29 protein-coding genes are annotated in these 25,075 nt (G+C 70.3%); 13 read left to right on the top strand and 16 right to left on the bottom strand.

The annotated features are described in order from the left end of the window. Positions 1-2: 2 nt before the first annotated feature. The gene (pdxY, locus tag ACX1D3_RS11660) at positions 3-857 is read right to left on the bottom strand and encodes a pyridoxal kinase PdxY (protein WP_458994008.1); all 855 of its coding nucleotides are present in this window, start codon (positions 855-857) and stop codon (positions 3-5) included. A gap of 106 nt (positions 858-963) precedes the next feature. Between pdxY and ACX1D3_RS11655 the strand changes: the two genes are divergently transcribed. Next, positions 964-1,734 (top strand): glycerophosphodiester phosphodiesterase family protein, encoded by a 771-nt coding sequence (locus ACX1D3_RS11655; RefSeq protein WP_458994007.1) that lies wholly within the window; start codon positions 964-966, stop codon positions 1,732-1,734. A 57-nt stretch (positions 1,735-1,791) separates the two neighbouring features. After that, positions 1,792-2,133, top strand: coding sequence for an RNA polymerase-binding protein RbpA (locus ACX1D3_RS11650; protein WP_458994006.1), 342 nt, complete (start codon positions 1,792-1,794; stop codon positions 2,131-2,133). Here the strand turns inward: ACX1D3_RS11650 and ACX1D3_RS11645 are convergent. Genes ACX1D3_RS11645 through lnt form a run of 3 tightly spaced genes read right to left on the bottom strand, consistent with a single transcriptional unit; the run spans position 2,127 to position 5,010 of the window. Beyond that, entirely contained in the window at positions 2,127-2,672 is a 546-nt protein-coding gene (locus tag ACX1D3_RS11645) for an FxsA family protein (RefSeq protein ID WP_458994005.1), read from the bottom strand. The two genes, ACX1D3_RS11650 and ACX1D3_RS11645, sit on opposite strands and share 7 nt — an antisense overlap. 8 nt (positions 2,673-2,680) lie before the next feature. After that, positions 2,681-3,460 carry a polyprenol monophosphomannose synthase gene (locus ACX1D3_RS11640; protein WP_458994004.1) on the bottom strand — a complete coding sequence of 260 codons (780 nt, stop codon included), beginning with the start codon at positions 3,458-3,460 and terminating at the stop codon, positions 2,681-2,683. Then, the gene (gene lnt / locus ACX1D3_RS11635) at positions 3,457-5,010 is read right to left on the bottom strand and encodes an apolipoprotein N-acyltransferase (protein ID WP_458994003.1); all 1,554 of its coding nucleotides are present in this window, start codon (positions 5,008-5,010) and stop codon (positions 3,457-3,459) included. Before lnt ends, ACX1D3_RS11640 begins: the two co-directional genes overlap by 4 nt. A gap of 52 nt (positions 5,011-5,062) precedes the next feature. Between lnt and ACX1D3_RS11630 the strand changes: the two genes are divergently transcribed. Next, a complete protein-coding gene (locus tag ACX1D3_RS11630) occupies positions 5,063-5,953 on the top strand; it encodes a 5'-3' exonuclease (protein WP_458994002.1) in 891 nt (296 codons plus the stop codon). Here the strand turns inward: ACX1D3_RS11630 and metW are convergent. From metW to ACX1D3_RS11605, 5 genes are read right to left on the bottom strand one after another with little or no spacing between them, the layout of a single operon-like run. Beyond that, positions 5,943-6,545, bottom strand: a complete 603-nt coding sequence (gene metW, locus ACX1D3_RS11625; protein WP_458994001.1) for a methionine biosynthesis protein MetW — start codon at positions 6,543-6,545, stop codon at positions 5,943-5,945. The two genes, ACX1D3_RS11630 and metW, sit on opposite strands and share 11 nt — an antisense overlap. Then, complete coding sequence (metX, locus tag ACX1D3_RS11620; RefSeq protein ID WP_458994000.1) at positions 6,542-7,693, bottom strand: homoserine O-acetyltransferase MetX; 1,152 nt, start codon at positions 7,691-7,693, stop codon at positions 6,542-6,544. The genes metW and metX overlap by 4 nt, the downstream gene beginning before the upstream one ends. Before the next feature lie 47 nt (positions 7,694-7,740). Next, on the bottom strand, positions 7,741-9,465 hold the full coding sequence (locus tag ACX1D3_RS11615; protein WP_458993999.1) for a potassium channel family protein: 1,725 nt from the start codon (positions 9,463-9,465) through the stop codon (positions 7,741-7,743). Positions 9,466-9,467: 2 nt separating this feature from the next. Continuing rightward, complete coding sequence (locus ACX1D3_RS11610) at positions 9,468-9,866, bottom strand: DUF6394 family protein (protein WP_458993998.1); 399 nt, start codon at positions 9,864-9,866, stop codon at positions 9,468-9,470. Between the two features lie 45 nt (positions 9,867-9,911). Further along, positions 9,912-10,625 carry a VIT1/CCC1 transporter family protein gene (locus ACX1D3_RS11605; RefSeq protein WP_458993997.1) on the bottom strand — a complete coding sequence of 238 codons (714 nt, stop codon included), beginning with the start codon at positions 10,623-10,625 and terminating at the stop codon, positions 9,912-9,914. 85 nt (positions 10,626-10,710) lie between these two features. On the opposite strand from ACX1D3_RS11605, the gene ACX1D3_RS11600 reads away from it, so the two are divergent. Continuing rightward, positions 10,711-10,890 carry a hypothetical protein gene (locus ACX1D3_RS11600; protein WP_458993996.1) on the top strand — a complete coding sequence of 60 codons (180 nt, stop codon included), beginning with the start codon at positions 10,711-10,713 and terminating at the stop codon, positions 10,888-10,890. Between the two features lie 6 nt (positions 10,891-10,896). Here ACX1D3_RS11600 and ACX1D3_RS11595 read toward each other — a convergent pair whose 3' ends face one another. The 3 genes from ACX1D3_RS11595 to ACX1D3_RS11585 all read right to left on the bottom strand — a co-directional run bounded on the left by ACX1D3_RS11595 (position 10,897) and on the right by ACX1D3_RS11585 (position 14,442). Next, the gene (locus tag ACX1D3_RS11595) at positions 10,897-12,177 is read right to left on the bottom strand and encodes an O-acetylhomoserine aminocarboxypropyltransferase/cysteine synthase family protein (RefSeq protein ID WP_458993995.1); all 1,281 of its coding nucleotides are present in this window, start codon (positions 12,175-12,177) and stop codon (positions 10,897-10,899) included. 133 nt (positions 12,178-12,310) lie between these two features. Next, positions 12,311-13,006, bottom strand: coding sequence for an alpha/beta hydrolase (locus tag ACX1D3_RS11590; protein ID WP_458993994.1), 696 nt, complete (start codon positions 13,004-13,006; stop codon positions 12,311-12,313). A gap of 68 nt (positions 13,007-13,074) precedes the next feature. After that, complete coding sequence (locus tag ACX1D3_RS11585) at positions 13,075-14,442, bottom strand: L-serine ammonia-lyase (RefSeq protein ID WP_458993993.1); 1,368 nt, start codon at positions 14,440-14,442, stop codon at positions 13,075-13,077. Between the two features lie 150 nt (positions 14,443-14,592). On the opposite strand from ACX1D3_RS11585, the gene sqr reads away from it, so the two are divergent. The 3 genes from sqr to ACX1D3_RS11570 are packed head-to-tail and all read left to right on the top strand — an operon-like array spanning position 14,593 to position 17,038. Continuing rightward, positions 14,593-16,074 (top strand): type III sulfide quinone reductase, selenoprotein subtype, encoded by a 1,482-nt coding sequence (gene sqr / locus ACX1D3_RS11580; protein WP_458993992.1) that lies wholly within the window; start codon positions 14,593-14,595, stop codon positions 16,072-16,074. Positions 16,075-16,085: 11 nt separating this feature from the next. Then, positions 16,086-16,403, top strand: a complete 318-nt coding sequence (locus ACX1D3_RS11575) for a TusE/DsrC/DsvC family sulfur relay protein (RefSeq protein WP_458993991.1) — start codon at positions 16,086-16,088, stop codon at positions 16,401-16,403. A gap of 14 nt (positions 16,404-16,417) precedes the next feature. Beyond that, positions 16,418-17,038 (top strand): DsrE/DsrF/DrsH-like family protein, encoded by a 621-nt coding sequence (locus tag ACX1D3_RS11570; RefSeq protein WP_458993990.1) that lies wholly within the window; start codon positions 16,418-16,420, stop codon positions 17,036-17,038. Between the two features lie 57 nt (positions 17,039-17,095). On the opposite strand, the gene ACX1D3_RS11565 is transcribed toward ACX1D3_RS11570, so the two are convergent. The 3 genes from ACX1D3_RS11565 to ACX1D3_RS11555 all read right to left on the bottom strand — a co-directional run bounded on the left by ACX1D3_RS11565 (position 17,096) and on the right by ACX1D3_RS11555 (position 18,426). Next, positions 17,096-17,239 (bottom strand): GPGG-motif small membrane protein, encoded by a 144-nt coding sequence (locus ACX1D3_RS11565; protein WP_182799952.1) that lies wholly within the window; start codon positions 17,237-17,239, stop codon positions 17,096-17,098. A gap of 27 nt (positions 17,240-17,266) precedes the next feature. After that, the gene (locus ACX1D3_RS11560) at positions 17,267-17,677 is read right to left on the bottom strand and encodes a CsbD family protein (protein ID WP_458993989.1); all 411 of its coding nucleotides are present in this window, start codon (positions 17,675-17,677) and stop codon (positions 17,267-17,269) included. Positions 17,678-17,799: 122 nt separating this feature from the next. Next, positions 17,800-18,426, bottom strand: a complete 627-nt coding sequence (locus ACX1D3_RS11555) for a sigma-70 family RNA polymerase sigma factor (RefSeq protein WP_458993988.1) — start codon at positions 18,424-18,426, stop codon at positions 17,800-17,802. Positions 18,427-18,556: 130 nt separating this feature from the next. Here ACX1D3_RS11555 and ACX1D3_RS11550 point away from each other — a divergent pair, with 130 nt between their 5' ends. Continuing rightward, positions 18,557-19,474 carry a TIGR01777 family oxidoreductase gene (locus tag ACX1D3_RS11550; protein WP_458993987.1) on the top strand — a complete coding sequence of 306 codons (918 nt, stop codon included), beginning with the start codon at positions 18,557-18,559 and terminating at the stop codon, positions 19,472-19,474. Positions 19,475-19,499: 25 nt separating this feature from the next. Here ACX1D3_RS11550 and ACX1D3_RS11545 read toward each other — a convergent pair whose 3' ends face one another. Further along, positions 19,500-20,963 carry a CYTH and CHAD domain-containing protein gene (locus ACX1D3_RS11545; protein ID WP_458993986.1) on the bottom strand — a complete coding sequence of 488 codons (1,464 nt, stop codon included), beginning with the start codon at positions 20,961-20,963 and terminating at the stop codon, positions 19,500-19,502. Between the two features lie 71 nt (positions 20,964-21,034). On the opposite strand from ACX1D3_RS11545, the gene ACX1D3_RS11540 reads away from it, so the two are divergent. The 5 genes from ACX1D3_RS11540 (at position 21,035) to ACX1D3_RS11520 (ending at position 25,070) form a co-directional block, all read left to right on the top strand. After that, positions 21,035-21,844, top strand: coding sequence for an ABC transporter ATP-binding protein (locus ACX1D3_RS11540; protein WP_458993985.1), 810 nt, complete (start codon positions 21,035-21,037; stop codon positions 21,842-21,844). Next, a complete protein-coding gene (locus ACX1D3_RS11535) occupies positions 21,841-22,515 on the top strand; it encodes an ABC transporter permease (RefSeq protein ID WP_458993984.1) in 675 nt (224 codons plus the stop codon). Before ACX1D3_RS11540 ends, ACX1D3_RS11535 begins: the two co-directional genes overlap by 4 nt. Then, positions 22,512-23,204, top strand: a complete 693-nt coding sequence (locus ACX1D3_RS11530; protein WP_458993983.1) for an ABC transporter permease — start codon at positions 22,512-22,514, stop codon at positions 23,202-23,204. Before ACX1D3_RS11535 ends, ACX1D3_RS11530 begins: the two co-directional genes overlap by 4 nt. A 22-nt stretch (positions 23,205-23,226) precedes the next feature. Beyond that, a complete protein-coding gene (locus tag ACX1D3_RS11525) occupies positions 23,227-24,168 on the top strand; it encodes an ABC transporter substrate-binding protein (protein ID WP_458993982.1) in 942 nt (313 codons plus the stop codon). Between the two features lie 149 nt (positions 24,169-24,317). Further along, a complete protein-coding gene (locus ACX1D3_RS11520) occupies positions 24,318-25,070 on the top strand; it encodes an amino acid ABC transporter ATP-binding protein (RefSeq protein WP_458996537.1) in 753 nt (250 codons plus the stop codon). Positions 25,071-25,075 lie beyond the last annotated feature (5 nt).

Here is a 25,075-nt window from a genome sequence, read left to right as displayed (position 1 = left end):
GCTCAGCGCAGCGGTTCGGCCTGGAAGACGAAGCGCGGGTCGACGATGTCGGACTGCGCATCGACCAGGCGCAGCTCGGGATGGCCGGAGCGTGTGGTGGCCTCCAGCACCGAATAGACCACGGATGCCGTCACGCCCAACGCCGCGCCGACGTCGCGGCCGCGCAGCCAGTTGGCCAGGAACATGGCGGTGGTCAGGTCCCCGGATCCGGTGAACTTCCGATCGAGGACGGGCGTCTCCACCTGCCACGCACCCTCGGGGCCGACGCCGATCATCCGCATCACGTCATCGGCGGCGTCCGATCCCACCACCGATGTGACCACCACCACCTCCGGACCGCGGCCGCGGAGCTCCTCGACCGCCGCGAGCACGTCGCCGGTGGTCCGGGTGGGGTGCCCGGTGAGGAACTCGAGCTCGAACAGGTTGGGGGTCATGATGTCGGCGTGCTCGACGACATGGTCGCGCCAGAACTCGGGGATGCCGGGGCGGGCGTAGAAGCCGCGGTCGACGTCGCCCATGACGGGATCGGCGCAGAACACCGCGCCGGGGTTGCGCTCCTTGATGAGCCGCGCGGTGTCGAGGATCACCCGCCCCACCTCCGGCGTGCCCTGATACCCGCACAGCAGCGCGTCGACGGCGCCGAGCACGCCGCGGTCGTCGATGCCCTGGACAACCTCCCAGACGTCCGCCGAGGGGATGAGCGGGCCGCGCCAGGCGCCGTATCCGGTGTGGTTGGAGAAGTTGACGGTGTAGACCGGCCACACGTCGATGCCGGAGCGCTGGAGCGGGAAGACGGCGGACGAGTTGCCCGCATGGCCGTACGCGACGGCGGACTGGATGGAGACGACCGTGGTCATGGGGACATCCTTGCATCCGGGAGCCGGTTCGCCGATCTCGACGGTCGCCGGTGGAGAGTAGTAACTATTGGCGAAACAGGCAGTCAGACCGTTATGCTGCGGACCTATGGCCGGAGCGCACGAGGACTACCTGTCCCCTGAGTTCATCCCGATGGCCCACCGCGGAGGCGCGCTCATGACCGCCAACCTGGGCATCGAGAACACTGTGCGCGCCTTCTCCAACGCCGTGGCCCTGGGGTTCCGGTACCTGGAGACCGATGTGCACGCCACCAGCGACGGACGGCTCGTGGCCTTCCACGACGACGACGTCTCCCGGGTGACCGACGTGACCGCCTCGCTGCGAGAGGTGCCCCTGCGCGAGGTGCAGAAGCTGCGGGTGGGCGGGCGCGAGCCCATCCCGACGCTCGACGAACTGTTGGAGACGTTCCCCACGTGCAGCTTCAACATCGACATCAAGCACTTCTCGGCGGTGGAGCCCCTGGCGCTGAGCATCCGCAAGCATCGCGCCCAACGGCGGGTGTGCGTCGGCTCCTTCTCCCGCGCGAGCATCAGGCGGTTCCGGGCACTTGTCCCCGAGGTTCCCACCGCGGTCTCGACGGCCGGGGTGGCCGCGATGTCGGCTGGCGCGGTGGTGGCGGGCGGGCAAGTTTTCCAGGTGCCGCTCAGCCACCCCGTCGGTCCGGTGATGATGGACATCGTCACGCCGAAGAACATTGCCCGCATTCATCGTGCCGGCAGGAAGATCCACGTGTGGACCATCGACGAGCCCACCACCATGCATCGGCTCATCGACTGGGGCGTGGACGGGATCGTCACGGATCGGCCCGATTTGCTCAAAGAGGTTCTCCGCGCCCGGGGTATGTGGTCTACTCGATAGCGGCTGGGGAACGAATCGGCGCCCCGATTCGTTGGGCTGGCAGACGAAGGAGGCAACATGGCTGATCGTGCATTGCGCGGTATGGGGCTGGGCTCCAAGACGTTTGAGGACGAGCAGGGAATCGAGTTCGCCGAACGACGGCAGCTCGGGTTCGACTGCCCGAAGGGCCACCACTTCTCGGTGACGTTCGCCCTCGAGGCGGATCTCCCCACGGAGTGGGAGTGCAAGAAGTGTGGATCCACGGCGGTTCGTTCCGACGGTGTCGTGGGCGAGGAGAAGGAATCCAAGCCGGCACGTACCCACTGGGACATGCTGCGTGAACGACGCTCCATCCCCGAGCTCGAGGACATCCTGAACGAGCAGCTGACCAAGCTGCGCGAGTCTGACAGGATCTACTGACCAGTACCACCCTCACGGTCCGCGGACCGGTCGTCCTCGACGACCTCTCCGCGGATCGTGGCATGTCCGGACCCTGCAGGGTCGATCCGAGGGATCAGCGTCTCGGTGTCTGGCACCACGTCACCCTTGACGACGGTGGGGGTCACGCCTGAGCGCTGCAGCGCCTTGGACGCCCACCACGCGCTGCCGGACCGGATGAACGGCCTGGTGAACGGCAGGAGCAGCAGCAGGCCCAGCACGTCGGTGAGGAGGCCGGGCATGACGAGCAACACTCCACCCACCAGCACGAGCGAGGCATCGGCCAGGCGCCCCGACGGCAGCTGACCGGAGCTGAGGGCCTCGGCCAGCGCCCCCCACGCCTTGCGCCATTCGCGCTGGAGCAGGAAGAGGCCGAGCAGGGTGGTGGCCAGGAGGATGGCGAGGGTCCACCAGCCGATCTCCCCCGCCACCCAGAGGATGGCGGCGATCTCGGCGAAGACGAGGACGAAGACGGTGAGGATGACCAGGCCCAGTTGAACGGCCCCCGCACGAGCGGCCATCGGGCGCGTCACCCGGCCTTGCGTCCGCCGAGGGCGGACTTGGCGAGGCCTGCGAGCTGGTGGAGCCGGTGGTCGACACCCCACAGGGTGGTGCGGATGAGCGCCTCGACGACGATGTTGCGGCTCATCTTGGAGTCACCGAACTCCCGTTCGACGAACTCGATCGGCACCTCGACGACGGTGAAGCCGTTCTTCAGCGCGCGCCAGACCAGGTCGATCTGGAAGCAGTAGCCGGCCGAGGCCACCTCGTCGAGGCTGATGCCCCGCAGGGTGGAGGCCCGGTAGGCGTTGAATCCTCCCGTGGCGTCCTTGACCGGGATCCCGAGCCACAGCCGCGTCCACAGCGACCCACCCTTCGAGATGAACTCCCGTGACTTGGGCCAGTTGACCACGGAGCCGCCCTTCACCCAGCGTGAGCCCTTCACCATGTCCGCGCCGTCGTCGATGGCCCGCAGGAGCTTGGGCAGTTCCTCGGGCTGGTGCGAGCCGTCCGCGTCGTGGGAGACCAGCACGTCGTAGCCCTGGTCCAGACCCCAGTGGAAGCCGGCCAGGTAGGCGGCCCCCAGCCCCTCCTTGCCCTTCCGGTGCATGACTTGGATGTGATCATCTGCCGAGGCGAGCCTGTCGGCGATGGCCCCGGTGCCGTCGGGTGAGTTGTCGTCGGCGATGAGAATGTGCGCCTCCGGGACCGCCCGGCGCAGCCTGGTGACGATGCTCTCGACGTTCTGGGACTCGTTGTACGTCGGGATGATCACGAGCACCCGGCGGGGCGCGTCCTGGCTGGTCATGGCACTTCTCTCTGGTGGGTCTCTGTCGTCGCCATGCTACCGGGCGCCGCGCTGCGGCGGCCGGAAGCGGCGGCCAGGCCCACGAGGGTGGCGGCGAACGCCGCCCAGGCGAGCCAGGGGTTGAGGGTCACGGACAGGTTGACGTTGGACCTGAGCGGGAGGGTGGTGATCAGGCTCCCAGCGTCGTACTCCGTCGTGACGGCCTCGACGCGGCCGCGGGTGTCGATCACCGCGGACAACGAGTTGAGGGTGGAGGCGGCCACCTCGCGGCCCAGCTCCATGGCGCGGACCCGGTTGATGACCAGCTGCTGGTGGGGCTCGAACGTGCCGGCGTAGGTGTTGGTGTTGGACTGCGACACCACCACCTGGGCGCCCCCGCGGACCACGTCGTAGCTCGTGTCGTCGTAGGCCAGTTCGAAGCAGATGATGGTGCCCACCGCGAGGTCCTGGAACGTCTGCGTGGGGGCGTCGACCACGCCGGGCCCTTCACCGGGGATGGACTGCCGGCCGATCTGCTCGAGGATCGGGAGCCGGGGCAGGAGCACGTCCCGGAACGGGATCCACTCGCCGAACGGGACCAGGTCCCGCTTGTGGTAGATGTCCCCCGGCCCGTCCTCCGGGTCCCACCAGATGCTCGACGTCTGGCGGGAGTCGGGCACCGGCCCGTCGGTGACCGCGCCCACGAACACCGGAACGCCGGCCAGTCGGGCGGAGAGTTCGACGAGGCCGCGGGTGGTGGCGTCGGCCATCGGGTCCACGTCGGTGGCGTTCTCGGGCCACAGCACGAAATCGAGCTGCTCTCCGTCGCTGCGTGCCGAGGCCAGAGCGAAGACGGTCTCGCTCAGCGCGTTGTTGGTGACGGACCTGGCATAGGTTCCGGTGCCCTTCTCGGCCCGGTTGACGCCCGGTTGCACCATCGCGATCGTGACGCTGTCCGTGGGCTGCTCGTGCGGGCTGAGGTGCGCGAGCGCGCCGATGGCGAAGACGGCGATCGCCCCCGCTGCCGCGGCGATCCGGTGGGACCTCGACACGGCTGCGAGCAGGAGCAGCTGGCCCACCGCGGCCACGAGGTAGCTCACCCCGGCCACGCCCACCCACGCGAACAGACCGGACATCGGTTGATCGACCGTGGTGTAGCCGAGCCGGGCCCAGGAGAACCCGCCGAAGGGGATCCTGCCGGAGAGGTACTCCATGGCCACCCAGGCGGCGGGGACCAGGAGCGGCCAGGCCCGGAGCCGCATCAGCCGCGACACCGCCACTCCCAGCACACCCCACCACAGCGACAGGAAGGCCACAAGCGCGACCCCCACACCGACGCCGAGGACGGAGATCCAGGACACCGTGAGCGTGTTCATGGCCAGACCGGCCACGTAGCCCAGGCCGAACACCGCCCTGGGCCGCTGCCCCGCCATCAGCCAGCTGAAGAGCGCCACCCCCACCAGCGTCGCGGGCCAGAGGCCCATCGGGGCCTGGCCTGCGCCGATGAGCAGACCGGCCGCGACAGCCAGGGCCAGCGAGGCCGGCACCGGCAGCGGGGGGCGGGAGATCACGAGGCCCAAGAGTACCCGCCGCCCGGCTGCGGGGCTGTGCGAGGATGAGCCGATGAGCACGCTGATGGCCTTCGACACCTCATACCTGTACTTCCGGGCGTTCTTCGGCGTGCCCGCCACGTTCAGGGCCCTCGACGGCCGGCCGGTCAACGCGGTGCGCGGCACTCTGGACTTCATCTCCCGGCTCACCGCCCAGTACACCCCGGACGCGCTCGTGTGCGCATGGGACGACGACTGGAGGCCGGACTGGCGCGTGGATCTCCTCCCCAGCTACAAGGCCCACCGGGTCGTCGAGGTGGCCGGGGCCGAGGCCGAACTCGTCGACGACGACCTCACGGTGCAGGTGCCCCTCATCCGGGAGTGCCTGGACGCGCTTGGCATTCCCGTCGTCGGGGTTGCCCAACACGAGGCCGACGATGTGCTGGCCTCCCTCGCGCGGCAGCACGACGGCACGTCGCTGGTCGTCACCGGTGACCGCGACCTGTTCCAGCTCGTCGACGACGACACCAGCATCGTCTACGTGGCCCGTGGCGTGGCCAAGCATGAGCTGGTCACCCGCGAGTGGCTCGCGGCCAGGTACGGGCTCAGCCCGGAGCGCTATGTCGACTTCGCGGTGCTCCGCGGCGACCCTTCGGACGGCCTGCCGGGGGTCAAGGGCATCGGCGAGAAGAGCGCCGCGACCCTGGTGATGGCCTACCCCACGCTCGAGGCGATGATCGAGGCCGCCGTGGACCCGTCGTCGGGGATGTCACCGTCGGTGCGGGGGAAGCTGCTGGCCGACGTCGACTACCTGGGGCGCGCCCGCGAGGTGGTGACGTGCGTGGACACGCTTCCGCTGCCCGGCCTGCAGCGCGCCCCGCTCGATTCCGCCCGGCTGGACGAGCTGACGGAGGCGCTGGCCCTCGGCGGGGCGGCCACCAGGCTGCGCGCCCTCATCTCCTAGCGTGCAGCACGTACAGGGAGGAACTGGCCAGAAGATTGGCCGCCACGTTGCCCAGCGGGTGGGCCCGCCCCGTTGCGTCCAGGGCGACGCGTGAGTCGATCTCCATGCCCAACCCGCCGAACAGCGGCTCGAGGTCCGGGATGGACGAGTGGTGCAGGTTCGGGGTGTCGTACCACTTGAACGGCAGGTCCTTCGACATCGGCATCCTGCCCGACAGCAGCCTTACCCGGTTGCGCCAGTGGGCGAAGTTCGGCATGGACACCACCGAGTGCACGGCGATCCGGCCGATCTCCGCCAGCACCTGGCGGGGGCGGCGCACCGTCTGCAGCGTGCGGGAGAGGACCACGAAGTCGTAGCTGTCGTCGGCGAACTCCCCCAGCTGGGTGTCGAGGTCCAGCTCGATGACGTCGACTCCGCTGCGCATCGCCGCCACCAGGTTCCCAGGGTCCATGTCCACCCCGGTGCCGGAGCAGCCCTTGAGCATGAGCAGGCGCAGGAGTTCCCCGTCGCCGCAGCCGAGGTCCAGGACGCGGGACCCCTCCGGGATGAGCTTGGTGATCAGCCACAGGTCCCGTCGCAGTGTGTCGCTCATGCCATCTCCTCCGCAGCGCGCTCCAGGTAGGCGCGGACGCTGGCGTGGTAGTCCGCGACGTCGAGGAGGAACGAGTCGTGTCCCCAGGGGGAGCGGATCTCGCGGAAGGAGGTGGGCAGCCGGGCCCCCTCGAGGTGCCGGACGATGCGCCGGGAGTGCGCCGTCGAGAAGCGCCAGTCGGTGTCGAAGCTCACGATGAGGAACCGGACGGGGTCGTCGATGAGCGCGGCCAGGGCGTGGTCGTCGGCGAAGGGGTCGAAGTAGTCCATGACCCGGGTCAGGTACAGGTAGCTGAGGGCGTCGAAGCGTGACAGGAACCGTTCGCCCTGATGCTCGAGGTAGCTCTCGACGGCGAAGTCGACGCCGAAGTTCTTGGCCAGTTCACCCCGCTGGGCGGTGCGGCCGAACTTCTCCTCGAACGCGGCCTCGGACAGGTAGGTGATGTGCGCCATCATGCGCGCCACGGAGAGACCGCGCCGAGGCGAGGTGCCGGCGGTGAGGAACCTGCCGTCCATGAAGTGGGAGTCGCGCATGATCGCCTGGCGGCCGACGGCCGAGAAGGCGATGTTCTGGGCAGTGAGCCGCGACGACGCCGCGAAGATCAGCGCCCGGCCCACCTCGGTCGGGTGGCTGATCGCCCATTGCAGCACCTGCATCCCGCCCAGGGACCCACCGACGACGGCCGCCCAGCGGTCGATCCCGAGGTGCCGCGCGAGCCCGCGGTGCACCTCGACGAAGTCGGCCATATCCAGAAGGGGGAAGTCCAGGCCGTACGGCTCCCCCGTGGCCGGGTTGACCGACGAGGGCCCGGTGGTGCCCTGGCACCCGCCGAGGAGGTTGGCGCACACGACGTACCAGACGGTGGTGTCGATGGGTTTGCCGGGGCCGATCATCGTGTCCCACCAGCCGGGCCGGGTCTCACCGGCGTGCAGCCCGGCGGCGTGCGCGTCCCCGGTGAGGGCGTGGCAGATGAACACCGCGTTGCTGCGCTCCGCGTTCAGGGTGCCATAGGTCTCGTAGGCCACGTCGACGCGCTGCAGGGTGGCGCCGCTGCGCAGAACGAGGGGGTGTTCGGCGTCGAAGACACGAGCCGACAGCGTCTCCACGACGCCGACGCTGGATTCGAGGGGGCCGTTCACGCCCCCCATTGTTGCAGGAGCCGGACCAGGCCGGTCGACGGCGGCGGGCGCGGCCCTCACGCGTCCTGGATCCGCGGGCTGAGCCTGCGGAAGATCCAGGTCTCCGGGACGACGGTGCCTGTGGCGAGATACTCCACCGCTCCCGCGTGGAACAGCGTGTGTTCCAGCGTCACCATCGCCTCGTCGTGTCCGGCCACCACGATCTCGTCGCCCAGGAGCACCTCGATGTCATCGCCGGGCACGAACTCGTCGCGCTCCCCTCGGGTGAGGATCAGCGGCACCACACCCAGGTCGTGGTCGCGGTCGTGCGGATCGCGCAGCAGGTCGCCCAGTGTGAGCCGGTGGTGGATCAGCCAGGTCGCGACGCCCGGTGCCGCCGTCGGGTCGATGCTGATCCGGCGGCTGGTCGGCGAGCCGGTGCCCTGGCGTCCGACGAGGCGGTCCAGGAGCGCCGCCGACCATGCCTCGTCCTGGTTGAAGGCGAACTGGAAGAACGTCCAGAAGTCGGGAGTGATCACCCTGGCGATCGCCTCCTCCGCCGTCAGGCGGGAGGGGATGAACACGCTGTCCGGGTCGAATGCCGTCAGCAGCGGGGTCAGCGCCTCGGAGCCGGCACGCACGGAGATGAAGATCCGGGGGTCGGCGAGGCGGGCGTGGGCGGCGAGGGCGAGGTTGCGGTTCTCGTCGGTCGAGCCGGCCACGAGCCCGACGACGCCCGCCAGCGGGGGCAGTTCCTGGGTCGGGTCGACGGTCTCGACCTCGGCGCCGGTCCTGGCCAGGTCCTCGGCGATCTCGGGGCCGAAGTGGTCGTCGGCCGCCACGAGCCACCGCCCAGGCGGCAGCGGGGCCTCGCGCTCACCCAGGGGCGCGTCGTAGGGGGCGAGCAGCCAGGAGACCAGCTGATAGGTGGCGGGACGTTCCAGGCGGAGGGCGAGGTACTCGCCGTAGCGGTCGAAGGGGTTGATGATGCCGTCGACCTGGAAGTCGCGCATCGCGGCCACCACTGTCCGGTCGTTGGCGCGCGCGTACACCGGCACCTGGGGGTGGAGCAGCTGCACCGCCATCGCCACCGCGAGGTTGACCGAGTCGTCGTGCGTGGTGGCCACCACACCCTCGCAGTGGGGGTGGTTGAGCCCGGCGAGGGCCAGGATGCCGGGATCCCTGGCGTCGCCGTCGATACCGGGAACGTCGATCGACAGCCTCCCGCCCTCCAGCTGGTCGAGGGCGTGGGTGTCGGAATCGACCACCACCAGACGTCGGCCCTGGGCGTCCAGGGCGTCGGCGATCCGCCTGCCCATCTGCCCGTAGCCGGCGATGATGAGGAAGGGCTCGCGGAGGCGGCGGACCTGCCGGCCGATCCGCTGGGCGCGTACGGCTTCTGTGAAGGCCCGGTCCTGGAACAGGCTGAACAGGGAGCCGAGGGCGTAGGCCCAGCCCACCACCGAGCTGTAGATGGCGAAGGTGACCCACATCCGCTGAGCGGTGGAGAACGGGAGGGGCAGCTCCCCGAAGCCGATGGTGGTGGCCGTGTAGCTCATGACGTAGAAGGCGTCGAAGATGGTCAGGCGATGAGGCTCGCCCGCCGCGTCGGTGCCCGGCATCAGGGTGAGCCCGAAGACGTCGACGGCGAAGATGCTGATGAGCACCACCAGCGGGCCGCGCATGCGCCGCATGAGGATGAACAGGGCGTCGGTCGACGCAGACGCCGGCGGCGGGGCGACGACGACGCGGCGCACCTCGGTGCCGGGCAGCCGCGACCCGGGGGACGCGCCGACGGGCACGGTCAGGCCCGTCGCCGGAAGTTGGCGGTCTCGATCACCATGAGCACCACGGAGACGACGTTGGCGAGCAGCGCGCCCAGGGCAAGCGACACCACCACGCTCATCGCCTGTTCTGACAGCTCGTGCGGGTCGACGCCGAGGCCCTGGGTCTGCCAGATCCAGGTGCCGGCCGCGAGCAGCAGCTGGATGGAGGCCACCAGACTGGACGCCAGGTGAACCGCGCCCATCTGGGTGCGGTCCCCCAGCTTGAGCACGGTGGCGATGAGGTTCACCACGACGGCGGCGTACAGCTCGATGGCGTTGTGGTGCAGCGGGTTGCCGATGTCGCCGGTGACGTACCCGAAGTTGAGGGTGGCGGCGAGGAGGACGAAGAAGCCGAAGACCACCTTCTCGGAGTTCATGACGCCACCCTAGGCTCTTCCGGCGCCGCCCGGACGGGCTGCGCGTCAGATGCCGGAGACGCCCAGCATGAGGCCGATGGCGTAGGTGGTGCCGAGAGCGAGCAACCCACCCGTGACCACCCGCAGCACCGCGCGGCCGACGGGGGCGCCTCCCAGCCGGGCCCCGACGCCACCTGTGATCGCCAACGCGACCAGGACGGCGACCACCGTCACCGGGATCCGCATCGGGATGGGGGTGAGCAGGATGGTGAGGAACGGAAGGATGGCGCCGGCGAGGAACGCCACCGCCGACGCGATCGCCGCGTGCCAGGGGTTGACGATCTCGTCCTCGGCCAGGTGGAAGCGCTGGGACAGGTGCGCCTTGACGGCGTGCCCCTCCCCGATCTCCGCGACGACCTGCTCGGCCGTGGCCCGGGTCAGCCCCTGGCGCTGGTAGGCGGCGACGAGTTCGTCGTCGGCGGCCCGCCGGTCCGTGGTCAGCAGTGCCCTGAGGGATGTGATGAGGGAGCGTTGCGAGTCTGCCGCGCTGGACACCGAGACGTACTCCCCCAGGGCCATCGAGATGGCGCCCGCCACGACGGCCGCGACACCGGCGAGGAGGACCGGGGTGACCGTGTTGGTAGCGGCCGCGACACCCACCACCGTCGCCGAGATGGACACGATCCCGTCGTTGGCGCCGAGCACGCCGGCGCGCAACCAGTTCAGCCGACCGGACAGCTCGGCCGACTCGACAGCCTTCTGGGCAACAGCGGCGCTCATGGCACCATTCGACACCCGTTTCCGCGGCGAGTCCACGCAGGAAAGGCTACCCTGACAAGCACGTTCTGTACGTCAAGGAGGACCCATGAGCGATCAGAATCCCAGGCCCGCCGATGAGGCGGCCGTCGACGACGCCGAGCTGCGGCCCACCGGTACCGAGGGGCCCGACGAGGGCGAGCACCTGCACTCGTCGGACCACGCGGTCCCCGAGGAGGACATCGAGGCGGACCGGCGCCATCAGGAGACGACGCCGACCCAGCCGTAGACCTCGCTAGATCCGGTCCAGCGCCTGGGCCAGATCGGCCAGGATGTCGTCGATGTGCTCGATGCCCACCGAGAGGCGCACCATCTCGACGGGGACTCCGGCAGACCGGAGTTCCTCGTCGGACAGCTGGGAGTGAGTGGTGGACGCGTTGTGGATGGCCAAGGACTTGGCGTCACCGATGTTGGCCAGGTGGCTGAACAACTCCAGCGCCTCGACCAGGCGCGTTCCCGCCTCGCGACCGCCTTCCACCCCGAACGAGACCAGGCCGCCGAAGCCGCCCTTGAGGATGCGCGTGGCGATCTCGTGGGTGGGGCTCGACTCCAGGCCGGGGTAGTTGACCCAGGACACCTTCGGGTGATCGGTGAGGTATTCGGCCACCTTCATGGCGTTCTCGCTGTGGCGCTCCATCCGCAGGTGGAGCGTCTCGAGGCCCTGCAGCAGCAGGAAGGAGTTCATGGGGGCGATCGCGGCGCCGGTGTTGCGCAGCAGCACGGTCCTCGCGCGGATCACATAGGCCGCGGGGCCGGCGGCGTCGGTCCACACCACCCCGTGGTACGCGGCATCGGGCTGTGTGAGGCCGGGGAACCTGTCCGCGTGCGCCGCCCAGTCGAATCGACCCGAGTCCACCAGCACGCCACCCAGCGACGTGCCGTGCCCGCCCATGTACTTGGTGGCCGAGTGCACCGCGATGTCGACGCCGTGGTCGAACACCTTGGTGAGGTGCGGCGTGGGGACGGTGTTGTCGACGATGAACGGCAGGCCGAGCTCGTGCGCGGCGGCCGACCAGGCGTCCAGGTCCACGACGTTCAGGGCCGGGTTGCCCACCGTCTCACCGAACACCAGCTTGGTTCGCTCGTCGACGTGCTGCGCCAGCTCCTCCGGCTTGGCCGGGTCGACGAACCGGGCCTCGATGCCGAACTGCTTGAGGGTGTGCGCGAACAGCGCGTAGGTGCCGCCGTAGAGGGTGGACAGGGCCACGATGTTGTCGCCGGTGTAGGTGAGGTTGAGCACCGCGTAGGTGATGGCCGAGGCGCCCGAGGCGGTCGCCAGCGCTCCAATGCCGCCCTCCAGCGCGTTGACCCGCGCCTCGAACACCGACTGGGTCGGGTTCATCAGGCGGGTGTAGATGTTGCCCGGGCGCGCGAGCGCGAAGAGGTCCGCGGCGTGCTGTGCGTCGTCGAAGACGTAGCTGGTGGTCTGGTAGATGGGCACGGCCCGCGAGTTGGTGGCGGAGTCCGGGGCCTCCTGGCCGGCGTGGACGGCGAGCGTTTCGGGGCGGTAGGTCATCGGTGACTCCTCTGGGGCCTGGGGTTCTCGCCCCAAGGTATCGGCCGCGGGGGGTGCCGGGAAGGGCGTCCGGTTTCGCCGTCGGCGGACGCGGGGGCTGCCTTGCGCCGGGTCGGGCCCCTCCGGCGCCCTGTTACACCACCGTCGCGGCGCGGAGGATGACCTCGGCCAGGTCCTCCGCCCTCGAGATCTGGGGCCAGTGCCCCGACTCGAGGTCCGCGTAACCGGCGTGCCGGAGCTTGCGCAGCTCGCTGACAGGGGGGAACCCCTTCTCCACCCAGCCCCGGAGTTCGTCCGCGCTGTACTCGGTGCAGACGTTGACCACAGGCAGCCCGTAGCGGCGGTCGTCGCCGAGCTCCTGGATCCCGACGGCGTACTCCCCTGGGGCGGGGGTCATGTGGCTCTCCAGCTCCGCCTTCGCGGCGTCGTCGAGATCGGCCGAGTCCGGGCCCTCGAAGGCGGCCCACCCCGGGAAGGGGATGACGCCGTCGACCGGCTCGAAGCCGTCGAGGATCGGGGAGCCGCTGGGGATCGGGAAGCCCCCGACGAGCACGACGCACGCCACCTTGTCCGCGCGGCGATCGGCGGCGGCCCAGGCCGCCGCGCAGCCGGCCGAGTGCCCGACCAGCATGACGTGACCCGCCGACTGGTCGATCTCGGTGACCACGGCGCCCACCAGGTCACCGTAGGTGACCGTCGAGGGGTCCTGGCCGTCGTGGCCCGGCGGTGTGAGCGCCACCACGCGATGATCCGCCCGCTCCAGGAACGGCACAACCTTGTCCCACGACGAGCCGTCGAGCCAGAGCCCGGGGATCAGAATGATGTCCACCGCCGCCACCTCCTGACCGACACGCTAGCCCGGTGGCCGATGACGCGCCAGGTGTGTCCCGAAGCCGGCTAGCACTCCACCACGTTGACCGCGAGGCCGCCGGTGCTCGTCTCCTTGTACTTGCTGTGCATGTCCAGCCCGGTCTGGCGCATCGTCGCGATGACCGCGTCGAGCGAGACGATGTGCCGGCCGTCGCCGTGCAACGCGAGCCGCGCCGCCGTCACGGCCGTGCTGGCCGCGATGGCGTTGCGCTCGATGCACGGCACCTGGACGAGGCCGCCGATGGGGTCACAGGTGAGGCCCAGGTGATGCTCCATGGCGATCTCGGCGGCGTTCTCCACCTGCGCCGGGGTGCCGCCCAGCACCGCGCACAGCCCGGCGGCCGCCATGGCGCACGCCGAACCGACCTCCGCCTGGCACCCACCCTCCGCCCCGGAGATGGAGGCGTTGGCCTTGATCAGGCTGCCGATCGCCGTCGCGGTGAGAAGGAATTCGCGCACCTCCGGAAGGCCGGCGTCCGGGTGGGAGTCCAGGTAGTACTGCGCGACGGCGGGGATGATCCCCGCGGCGCCGTTGGTGGGTGCGGTCACCACCCGCTCGCCCGACGCGTTGGCCTCGTTGACGGCCAGGGCGTAGACCTGCAGCCACTCGGCGCCGCGCCGGCGCCCCTGCTCCTCCGCCTCCAGCTGCCTCATCACACCGGCCGCCCGCCGGGGAACGTGGAGCGGGCCGGGCAATGTCCCCCGGGCCGAGAGGCCGGCGGCGATGCAGGCGCACATCGCGCCCCAGATGGCGTCCAGTCCGGCGTGGGTCTCCCTGTCCGGGCGGTGGGCGCGCTCGCAGCGCAGCGCGACGTCGGCCACGCTCAGCGAGAACTCGCTGCAGATCCGCAACAGGTCTGCGGCAGTGTCGAACGTCACTCCCCCGCCGGGGCCGCGACCCGCCGCGGGGGTGGCCCCACCCTCGCGGCTGATGAACCCTCCACCGATCGAGTAGTAGGTCTCCTCGGCCACCGGGGCGCCGTCGGGTCCCGTGGCGCTGAGGCTCAACGCGTTGGGGTGACCCGGCCGGCGGGTCAGCGGCGCGAGCCGCACGTCGTCGCGGGTGAAGGGCACGGTGCCGACGCCGGGCACGTCGAGGGTGTCCGCGTCGCCCAGGTGGGACCACGCCCCCCGCACCCGCGCCGGATCGCACGTCTCCGGCCGCATCCCGCGCAGCCCGGCCACCACGGCGTCCGGGGTGCCGTGCCCGATCCCGGTGGCGCCGAGCGAGCCGAACAGCACCACCTTGATGCGCCCCACCGCGGCCTTGGAGGTGGCCAGCCGGTCCGCGAAGTCCGCCGCCGCCCGCATCGGGCCGACGGTGTGCGACGAGGACGGGCCGACACCGATCGAGAACATGCTCAGCGCGGAGACGTAACAGCCTTGTCCTCCCACAGGTGGGCCTCCCTTCCAGGGCCGCTTCGCCCGGAAACCAGCCTAGCCGTCGCCGGTCTCCTACATTTGGTCGTACTAAATGTGGGGTCGGTCCACACGTATACCCCGACGGGTATAGGCTATTTCCACCAACACTTCGGAGGAGCCTCAATGAGGAGACTTGTCATCCTGGGCGGTGGGACCGCGGGCACGATGGTGGCCAACAAGCTGCGATCCGCCTACCCCGCCTCGGACCTTGAGATCACGGTCGTGGACCGCGACGACGAGCACCACTACCAACCCGGCTACCTGTTCCTGCCCTTCGGGATCTACGACGAGGGCAAGATCGTGCGGTCGCGCCACCACTTCATCCCGGACGGGGTGCAACTGGTGCTCGCTGAGATCGACCGCGTCGACGCGGCCGCCAAGGCCGTCCACCTCACCGACGGTCGCGAGCTCGGGTACGACACGCTGGTCATCGCCACCGGCGTCGAACCCAGGCCCGACCTGACCCCCGGGCAGGACGGCGACGGCGTGCACCACTTCTACGATCTCCCTGCCTCGATCGCCCTGGCGGAGGCGTTCAAGGAGTTCCGCGGCGGCCGGCTGGTCGTGCACCTCACCGACATGCCGATCAAGTGCCCGGTCGCGCCGCTGGAGTTCACCTTCCTCGCCGACGCCTACTTCCGGGAGCGCAAGACGAGGAAGAAGGTGGAGATCGTCTACGTCACGCCGCTCGACGGCGCGTTCACCAAGCCGATCGCCTCGCGCGAGCTGGGCACAATGTTCCACGACCGCGACATCCACCTCGAGGCGGACTTCGCCGTCGAGCGGGTCGACACGGAGAACAAGGAGCTCGTGTCCTTCGACGACCGGCACGTGCCCTACGACCTCCTGGTCTCCATCCCGCTGAACTACGGCCCGGAGTACGTGGCCCGGTCGGGGCTCGGGGACGAGGCCAACCTGGTGCCCTGCGACCAGCACACGATGCGGTCGCTGGAGCACCCGGACATCTTCGTCCTGGGCGACGGCGGCACCCTGCAGACATCCAAGGCCGGATCGGTGGCTCACTTCTCGGTGGACGTGTTCATGGAGAACTGGCCCTACTATCTCGCCGGTCAGGAGCTGCCGCACAGCTTCGACGGGCACGCCAACTGCTTCATCGAGACCGGCCACGGCAAGGGGATGCTCCTCGACTTCAACTACGGCACGCAGCCGTACACCGGCGGGTTCCCCCTCCCGCTGGTGGGGCCCATGACGCTGCTCGGCGAGTCGCGGTCCAACCACCTGGCCAAGCTCGCGTTCCGGTTCGTGTACTGGGAGTTCCTGCTGCGCGGACGACCCCTCCCCTTCACCACGGACATGCACCTGCTGGGGAAGAACGTGGAGGGCGAGGCGTCGGGGACGTCGAACAAGGACCTGTTCCTGAGGGCGCTCGGCAGGCGTGGTCATGCCGCGCCGGCCTCGAAGGCGCCCGCGCTGCACCGCCCGCGCCCACAGGCCTCCGCACCACGGGCGGCCAAGCCCAAGCCCAGGCCGGCACCCGCGCAGCGCGAGGCCGCGCCCGTGCCGGAGTACGTCGCGGCGGCGGGCGTGGACTCCACGGCCGACGCCGCATCCGTCCTGCCCGATCCGATCATCCCCAAGTTCTAAGGAGACTCCACGTGCCCACCACCCGCATCGGGGACCGCGCCATCGACGTCAACGACGAGGGCTTCCTCACCGAGTACAACCAATGGGACGAGAGTCTCGCCCCGATCCTCGCCGGATACGCCGGCATCGAGGAGTTGACCGACGAGCACTGGCAGGTGCTGAAGTTCCTCCGCGCCGACTACCCGGCGCGCAAGGAGACCGCGACGCTGCGTCGCGTGTCGAGCGTCGGCGGCTTCGACATGAAGCAGCTGTTCCGGCTGTTCCCCGGGAAACCGGCCAAGAAGATGTCCTACATCGCCGGGCTGCCCAAGCCCAAGGGCTGCGTCTAGGAAGGGACTGCGCCATGACCACCATCTCCGACACCCCGATCATCCCCGACTTCGGCGGCACGCCCCGCGCCACGCCCGCCCCCGCCGATCCGGGCGCCCCCCGCGCCAAGGCCAAGCCGTCCGACTTCGCGGCCCCCGCCACCGGCGAGGACCGTCCGCGCAAGATCTGCTTCATCGCGTCCAAGGGCAACCTCGACATGGCCTATCCCGCGCTCATCATGGCCAACGCCGCGCTGGGCGAGGGCATCGAGACCCACATCTTCTTCACGTTCTGGGGCTTCGACCTGGTCACTGAGCGCACGATGGACGACCTGAAGTTCACGATGCTGGGCAACACCGCCATGCACCTGCCCATGGCGCCGAGCATGCCGCTGTGGGCGGGGATGGGCGCCATTCCCGGCATGACGAAGATGGCCACGAAGATGATGCGCAAGCAGCTCGACGACCTGGAGATACCTGGCGTCCGGGAGATGCTTGACATCATCGTGGCCTCCGGCGGTCACCTGTGGGGCTGCAAGCTCAGCTTCGACATGAACGGGCTCACCCTGTCTGACCTCTACGAGGGGGTGGAGGACGTGATCAGCGCCGCCGACTTCATCGAGTTGTCCGAGGGCGCCCAGGTCATCTTCGTCTGAGCAGACGCCGAGGCGCCCTCCCCTGATGGGAAGGGCGCCTCGGCGCGTGTCGGATCGTCAGGTGAAGAGGCTCACTCCGCCCGGGCCGACGAGGAGGCCCAGGATGATGAGGACGATGCCCCACACGAGCTGGCTGCGGACGATGGCGAGGATGCCGGCGATGACGAGCACGGCGGCGATGATCCAGAGGATTGTTCCCATGATGTTCTCCTGATGTGGTTGTGGTGGTCAGATGTGATCGCGACGCGGGGTGGCGTGGCCGTGGAGGCCTTGTCCCATGTCGTCTCGGAGGTTGTCGCGGAGGGTGCCGTCGTCGCCCGGCGTGCCGGGCGTGGGGTCGCCCGCAACGGAGTCGGGGCCCTGCCCCATGTCGTCACGGAGGGCGTCGCGCAGGCTGCCGTCGTCGCCGACGTTGGGCCTGAGGTCGTCGCCGACCCCGTCGTTGCGGCGATCGAGGCGGGTCTCATCAACCCCGTCGTCCCTGAAGCGCTCGTTGGCGATGCGGTCGTCGTCCGCCGAGGTGTGCTGAGCCCGGCCCTCCGCCTCGAGGCGCTCGTTGTCGGTGAGGTCACCCCACACCTGCTTGGCGCGCCCGGCGACCTCGTCGCCTGCCCTGCGCATGCTGTCTTCGATCCCCATGGTTCCTCCTTGGATTCGAATCGGCCCCATCCGCTGGTGCGAATGGCGTCTCTCCCTCTACGTACCCGGTACGGCGGGTTTCAAACAGCGGGCCTCGAACACGGCCGCTGGTGGCCGTCGGCTCACGCGGCCGCGGGCTCCATCTCCTCGCGGAGACCGGCGAGCACCCGGCTGAGAATGCGCGAGACCTGCATCTGGCTCACGCCCAGCCGGCGACCGATCTCGGCCTGGGCGAGGTCGTCGACGAATCGCAGCCGAAGAACCTCGCGCTCCACCTCGTCGAGGCGATCGACGGCGGAGTGGAGCGTGAGCAGATCGGGAAGCAGCTCCATGTCGTGGTCGGTCACCGGCAGCTCGACGGCATGCCCCTCGTCTCCGACGGGGGAGCTGTCGAGGGACACGGGGCGGAACGCGCTCAGTGCGTCTGTTTCGCGCTGGTGATGCGCCGCGTCGTCGCTGCGCTGCTCCTGGAGGCGCCGCGGGGGACGCACCATCCAGCTGGAGCGGAAGTGCCGCTTGATCTCTCCGGTGATGGTGGCGACGGCGTACGGCACGAATGCGCCGGCCTCCGGGCGGAACCGCTGCGCCGCGCAGACGAGGCCCACGCGGGCAACCTGAACGAGGTCGTCGAGGTCGATGCCCCGGTTCGCGTAGCGCCGTGCGAGGGCCTCGCACAGGTCCAGGTGGTCCAGGACCAGGCTCTCGAGCTCGGGGGTGGGGGACGGGATGGTGGTCAGGGCACGTGACATGACTTGACTCACTTTCGGACAGTTGAGTCGGAGTCGGCACGTGGTTTGAACCGCTTCGTCTGACGCTAGCTTCGCACGGGCCGCGGCGATTGACAACCATTCCCGTGCGAAAAGTGGCAAGGTCTGCTGCATGGCAGGAACCGGCTCGACGGCGCAGAGAGTGATTGTCGCGGGGGCCTCCGGGCTCATCGGGCGGGGGCTGGTGGCTTCCCTCAGGGGCGACGGGGTGAACGTGGTGACCCTGGTCCGGCGGCCTCCCCGCGGCCCTGACGAGGTCCGATGGGACCCTGGATCCGAGGCTCTGGACCCCGAGATCCTGCGGGGAGCGCTCGCGGTGGTGGTGCTCAACGGCGCGAGCATCGGGCGCCTCCCCTGGACCCGCCGGTACCGGCGCATGCTGTGGGAGTCGCGCCTGGTCCCCACCCGGTCGGTCGCGACGGCGGTGCGCAGTCTGGGCGCCGACGCCCCTGCCCTGATCTCGGGCTCAGCGGTGGGGTACTACGGCTCGGCGCCGGGACGCGTCCTCACCGAGGCCTCTCCAGCCGGGGACACGTTTCTCGCCCGGCTGTGCGTGGCCTGGGAGGCGGAGGCGTCGCTCGCGGGCCCGCACGCCAGGGTGGCGACGCTGCGCACGGCCCCCGTCGTCCACCCAGAGGCGGTGCTCAAGCCGCTGATCCTCCTGACACGATTCGGGCTGGGGGGTCGCATCGGCGCCGGTAACCAGGTCTGGCCCTGGATCTCCCTGGACGACGAGGTCCGCGCCATCCGGCACGTCATCGATCACGACGTCTCGGGGCCGTTCAACCTGTCAGGTCCGAGCCCGGCCACGGCAGAGGAGCTGGGCCGGGCCGTCGCTCGTGCGCTGCACAGGCCGTTCTGGCTCCCGGTGCCGGGCTTCGCGCTCCGGCTGGTCCTGGGGCGGGACGCGGCGGACTCGCTGCTGACCGCCGACGCGGACGTCCGGCCGGCGGCGCTTCAGGCGGCCGGATTCACCTTCCGCCACCCCACCGTCGGTGAGGCGGTGACCGGCGCTCTGGTGAGCCATTGAGGGTGGGGGGTCACAGGCCCGCTGGTCAGGGCGACACGGCCACGAGCGCGGTCTGCGCCTCGCCCAGTCGCTGTTCGGCGAGGGCGTCGAGGCCCGCCAGCAGCGTCGCCTGGTCGGAGGAGCCGTCCGGGGTTGCCGGCGCCATCTCGGCGATCAGTTCCCTGGCGATCGCGAGGTCCTGGAACCGGCCCAGCGCGTCGGTGACCTCCTTCCACGCATCGGCACGCTCCCGCTCGGACCTGCCGGCGCCGGGCAGGTCGGCCGTCACCTCCCGCGCGTAGCGTGCCGCCTTCGCCGCCTTGCGGGCCGTGTGCCAGAGGACGGGGTTCGCCGGATCGAGGACGGCACGCGTCCGCCGACGTTCGACGCGCCTCTCCGCGCGACCGGCCAGCAGTCCCAGTTGTCGAGGCGCCCGGTCCTTCCCTGCGCGGGCCGGCTTGGAGGTCACGAGTAGGCAGACGATGCGTTCGTGCAGCGCGTCCCAGCGTGGCGTGGCCATAGCGGTCAGCAGCCGGCCCCGGGCCTCGTCGTGCCGGGCGGCGAGGTGGGCCGCGACACGTTCGTGGATCGCGGCGGTCAGGGCGGTGTCGGTGTCAGCGGCCAGCTCGTCGACGAGCTCGAGGAGGACCTCGGTGTCCCGCGGCCCACCGAGGAGGGCCCCCGCCCAGCGCAGCTCGTCGAGCAACGCGGTGGCGTCGGCCGCCTTCAGCGTGCTCCCGAAGACCATCAGGACGCTGCGCATCCGACGCAACGCGACCCTCGCGCGATGCACGGCGTCCGGCTCGTCGGACGCGATCAGCGCCTCGAGCGCCTGGAACCGGCCGTACTCGCCGCGGAGAACGTGCAACACCGCAGCGGCTGCTGAGTGGCCGCGAGCCGGCCCGAGAGCGACGGCCGGTCCGAGGGCCTCCAGCACAACCGGCGCGCGCGTGGCGGGACGCAGACCAGCGCCCGCCAGCAGGCGTGCGGCGTCCTCCAGCGTGCTCGGGGGTTCTCCGGGGGACAGGCTCAACCCGAGCTCGCACCAGTGGGCCGTCCCTCCACCGGGGCGCGCCGTGATCCGGTCCACGGCCACCGCCAGCCGCATCCGGCCGGCGTCCGAGAAGTGATACACGAGGCGACGACGCGCCCTGAGCCGAAGTACCGGGAGGAGGGGCTCCATTCCCACGATGTCGGCGACTGGCGCGCGGAGCGCCGCGGGAATCCGGCGCAGGGGGCCGGCCGGGAGGTTGTGTTCCAGCACTCCCCCGTCGCTCATCGTCGTGGTCAGGCGCCACCCGTCCTCGGCCCCGCCGGTGCGGCGCCTGAGGGCTGCGCCTGCGCGCGCGAGGGCACCGTCCGGCGTATCGAAGTACTCGGCCGTGAGGCGCAGCCTCTGGGCTGGGCCTGTGGCGCCGAACTGCTCGAGGCTGGGCGGTGACGCGCCGTCGGGCACCACGAATCTGCGCTCCCGCCCGAGCGCCGGATCCGCCTCGTCGCTTCCGGTCATCGTCCCGCCAGTCTACGGGCGGGGCCCTGAACAGGGCTGGTGCGGGCGCAATCAGTTCGTATGCTGGCCACGTGATCGAGTTCGAGCGAGTCGCCAAGCAGTACCCCGACGGCACCGCCGCCGTGCGCGAGTTCTCGCTCACCGTCGAGTCGCACCGGTCGGTGGTGCTGTTGGGTTCCTCGGGCAGCGGCAAGACCACGTTGCTCCGGATGGTCAACCGCATGGTGGACCCGACGGCGGGCCGGGTGCTGATCGACGGGAGCGACGTGCGCGAGGCGGACCCCGTCAGGTTGCGCCGCTCGATCGGCTACGTCCTGCAGAGCGGTGGGCTCCTCCCCCATCGCACAGTGGCGGACAACGTGGCCGCCGTGCCGATGCTGAGCGGGGTGACACGCCGCGTGGCCCAGGCCCGGGCGGCGGAGCTCCTCGAGCGCGTGGGGTTGGACCCGGTGGTGGCGCGCCGCTATCCCTCCCAGCTTTCAGGCGGTCAGCAGCAGCGCGTGGGGGTGGCCCGCGCGCTGGCCTCGGACCCCAACATCCTGTTGATGGACGAGCCGTTCGGGGCCGTGGACCCCATCGTCCGCAGGGAGCTGCAGGATGAGCTGCTCCGGCTCCAGGCGGAGTTGGGCAAGACCATCGTCTTCGTCACCCACGACGTCGATGAGGCCTTCCGCCTCGGCGACGAGGTGGTGGTGCTGCGCCGCCATGCCCAGGTGGCCCAACGCGGGACCCCGGCGGAGATCCTTGCCCGGCCCGCCGACGACTTCGTGCGTGACTTCATCGGCGTCACCCGCGGCCAGCGCAGCCTCAGGGTCGAGATGGTCGACGGCCGGAGGATCGCGGTGGATCCCGACGGCCGCCCGGTCGGGGTGCTCGAGTGACCTGGTTGACCAACAACTGGGAGCAGGTGGTCGAACTCTCGTTCGGGCACCTGCTTCTCACGGTGCCGGCAGTGGCCGTCAGCCTCCTCGTGGCCCTCCCTCTTGGCTGGCTCGCCCACCGTCGGCCACGCGTGGGCGGCCCCGTGCTCGCCACCGCCACGCTGCTCTACGCGGTGCCGGCGCTCCCGCTGCTGATCGTGATCCCGGTGGTCTTCGGCACCCCCCTGCGCTCGTCCGCGACCATGATCGTGGCCCTGAGCATCTACGGCGTGGCGCTGCTGGTGAGGAGCGTGACCGACGGCTTCGGGTCCGTGGACCGGCAGGTGCGCGACGCCGCCGTGGCCATCGGACACTCGCCCTCGGGCGTCCTGTGGCGCGTGGACCTGCCGCTGGCCACGCCGGTGATCCTCGCCGGCCTGCGCGTCGCGACCGTCTCGACGGTGGGGCTGGTCACGATCGGTGCCCTCATCGGGGTGCCGAGTCTCGGCACGCTTCTCACCGACGGGTTCCAGCGGGGCATCGTCGCCGAGGTGGCCACCGGCGTGGTCATGACCGTGGCGTTGGCGCTGGCCCTGGACGGCCTGCTCATCCTCGCGGGCCGTGCGCTCACACCATGGACCCGGGCGACTTCCCACTCCCGCGACCCGGTGCTGCTTGAGGTGCGGCGATGAACCTCCTCGCCGAGGCGCTCGCCTGGCTGGCCGATCCCGCGCACTGGAGCGGCGCGGCGGGCATCCCGACGCGCGTGGGCCAGCACATGGCCATGACCGCCGCGGCGGTGCTGCTGGCCGCGGCCGTCGCCGTTCCCGCCGGGATCGCGGTCGGCCACACCCGGCGGGGGTCCGGGGCAGTGGCTGCCGCGACCGGCGCGGCCAGGGCCATCCCCTCCCTCGGCCTGCTCACGCTGTTCGGGCTGTGGCTGGGGATCGGGCTGGAGGCTCCCCTCCTCACGCTGGTGGTGCTCGCCGTCCCGTCGCTGCTGGCCGGCGTCTACTCGGGGTTCATGGCCGTCGACCCGGCGATCCCCCAGGCCGCGCGGGCCGTCGGCTTCTCCGGCGCGCAGGTGGTGTGGCTCGTCGAGACGCCCTTGGCCCTGCCGGTCATGCTGGGGGGGCTTCGGGCGGCCACGCTGCAGGTCGTGGCGACGGCCACCCTGGCCGCCTACACCGCCGATTTCGGCCTCGGCCGCTACCTGTTCGCGGGCTTGAAAACCCGCGACTATGCCCAGATGCTGGGAGGGTCGATGGTGGTCATCGCCCTCGCGCTCCTGCTGGAGGTGGCGCTCGCCACCTGCCAGCGACTGTCCTACCGCATCGCCGATCCCGCCGGTGCCCGCCTGACCACCCCGTCGACCACGTGAGAACCCAGCAAAGGACCATGCCATGCCCCGTCGCCCGTTGAACCTGCTCCTGCCGCTCGCCGCGTCAGCTCTCCTCCTGGCCGGCTGCGCCGGCAGCGATCCGCTCGCCAGCGGCTCCGCACCCGGGTCGGCCTCAACGCCGGGCTCGGCGTCCGCGCCGTCGGCCGGCCCCATCGTCGTGGGCTCGCAGGACTACTACTCCAACGAGATCATCGCCGAGATCTACGCCCAGGCCCTGGAGGCCGAGGGATACGAGGTGGATCGTCAGTTCCGCATCGGGCAGCGCGAGGCCTACCTTCCCGAGATCGAGGCCGGCGCGATCGACCTGTTCCCCGAGTACACGGGCCCGCTCCTGCAGTTCTGGCAGCCTGACACGGAGGCGCGACTGTCGGACGACGTGTACGCGGAGCTGGAGGGCGCGGTCCCCGAGGGCCTGCGGGTGCTGGCCCAGTCCGATGCCACGGACCAGGACTCCTACGTGGTGACCCGCGCGTTCGCGGACGAATGGGACCTGGTCACGGTGGCCGACCTCGAGAAGGTGACCGAGCCTCTGACGCTCGGGGCCAACTCGGAGGCCGAGACGCGCCCGAACGGGCCGATGGGCCTGGCCGACAAGTACGGCATCGAGGTGGGCTTCACCCCCATCGAGGACGGCGGCGGCCCGCTGACGGTCAAGGCGCTCCAGGACGGCGACATCCAGTTGGCCATCATCTACACCGCTGACCCGACGATCGCGCAGAACGATCTCGTCTCGCTGGAGGACAACGAGGGCCTGTTCCTCGCCTCGCACGTCGTGCCCCTGGCAAGCGACGACGTTGACGACACCGCCGAGGGGATCATCGACGCCGTCAGCGCCGCCATGGGCGCAGACGACCTGATCGCGCTGAACGACCGCAGCGTCACCGAGCAGCTTCCTGCGGCCGACATCGCGGCCGACTGGCTCGCGGAGGAGGGCCTCGCGTGAGCCGGCGACGCCGTCCGGCCGCGATCGCCCCGGACGTTCCTTTTCTGTAACAGGTCGGTAAACAGGCCCGTCCGGCTATGTCGGCACCCGCATGATGCTCGTAGGGTGCTGACATGGCCACACCGGAGACACCACCGCCCATGTCGCAGATGAACGTGGGTCGCGGCGGACCGCTGGTGGTGATCGATCACGTCGACAAGCACTTCGGCGACCTCCACGTCCTGCGGGACATCACCACCACGGTCAGCCGCGGCGAGGTCGTCGTCGTCATCGGTCCCTCCGGATCCGGCAAGTCGACGCTGTGCCGGGCCATCAACCGGCTGGAGACCATCGACTCGGGCACCATCAGCATCGACGGCAGCGCGCTGCCCGAGGAGGGCAAGGACCTGGCACGGCTGCGCGCCGACGTCGGGATGGTTTTCCAGTCCTTCAACCTCTTCGCCCACAAGACGGTGCTCGAGAACGTCACCCTCGGGCCCATCCGCGTGCGCGGAATGAAGAAGCAGGACGCCGACGAGAAGGCGATGCGCCTCCTCGAACGCGTGGGCGTGGCCAACCAGGCACGGAAGATGCCCAGCCAACTCTCTGGCGGCCAGCAGCAGCGCGTGGCGATCGCGCGGTCCCTGGCGATGGACCCGAAGCTGATCCTCATGGACGAGCCCACGAGCGCGCTCGACCCGGAGATGATCAACGAAGTGCTCGACGTCATGGTCGGCCTTGCCGCCGAGGGCATGACCATGGTCGTCGTCACGCACGAGATGGGCTTCGCCCGCAAGGCCGCGGATCGGGTCCTGTTCATGGCCGACGGCGCCATCGTCGAGGAGGCCACGCCGGAGGAGTTCTTCACGCACCCCCGCAGCGAGAGGGCGAAGGACTTCCTGTCCAAGATCCTGCAGCACTGACCAGA

The organism is Tessaracoccus yangjingae (assembly GCF_054483935.1).
This window is presented reverse-complemented; position numbering and strand designations above follow the sequence as displayed.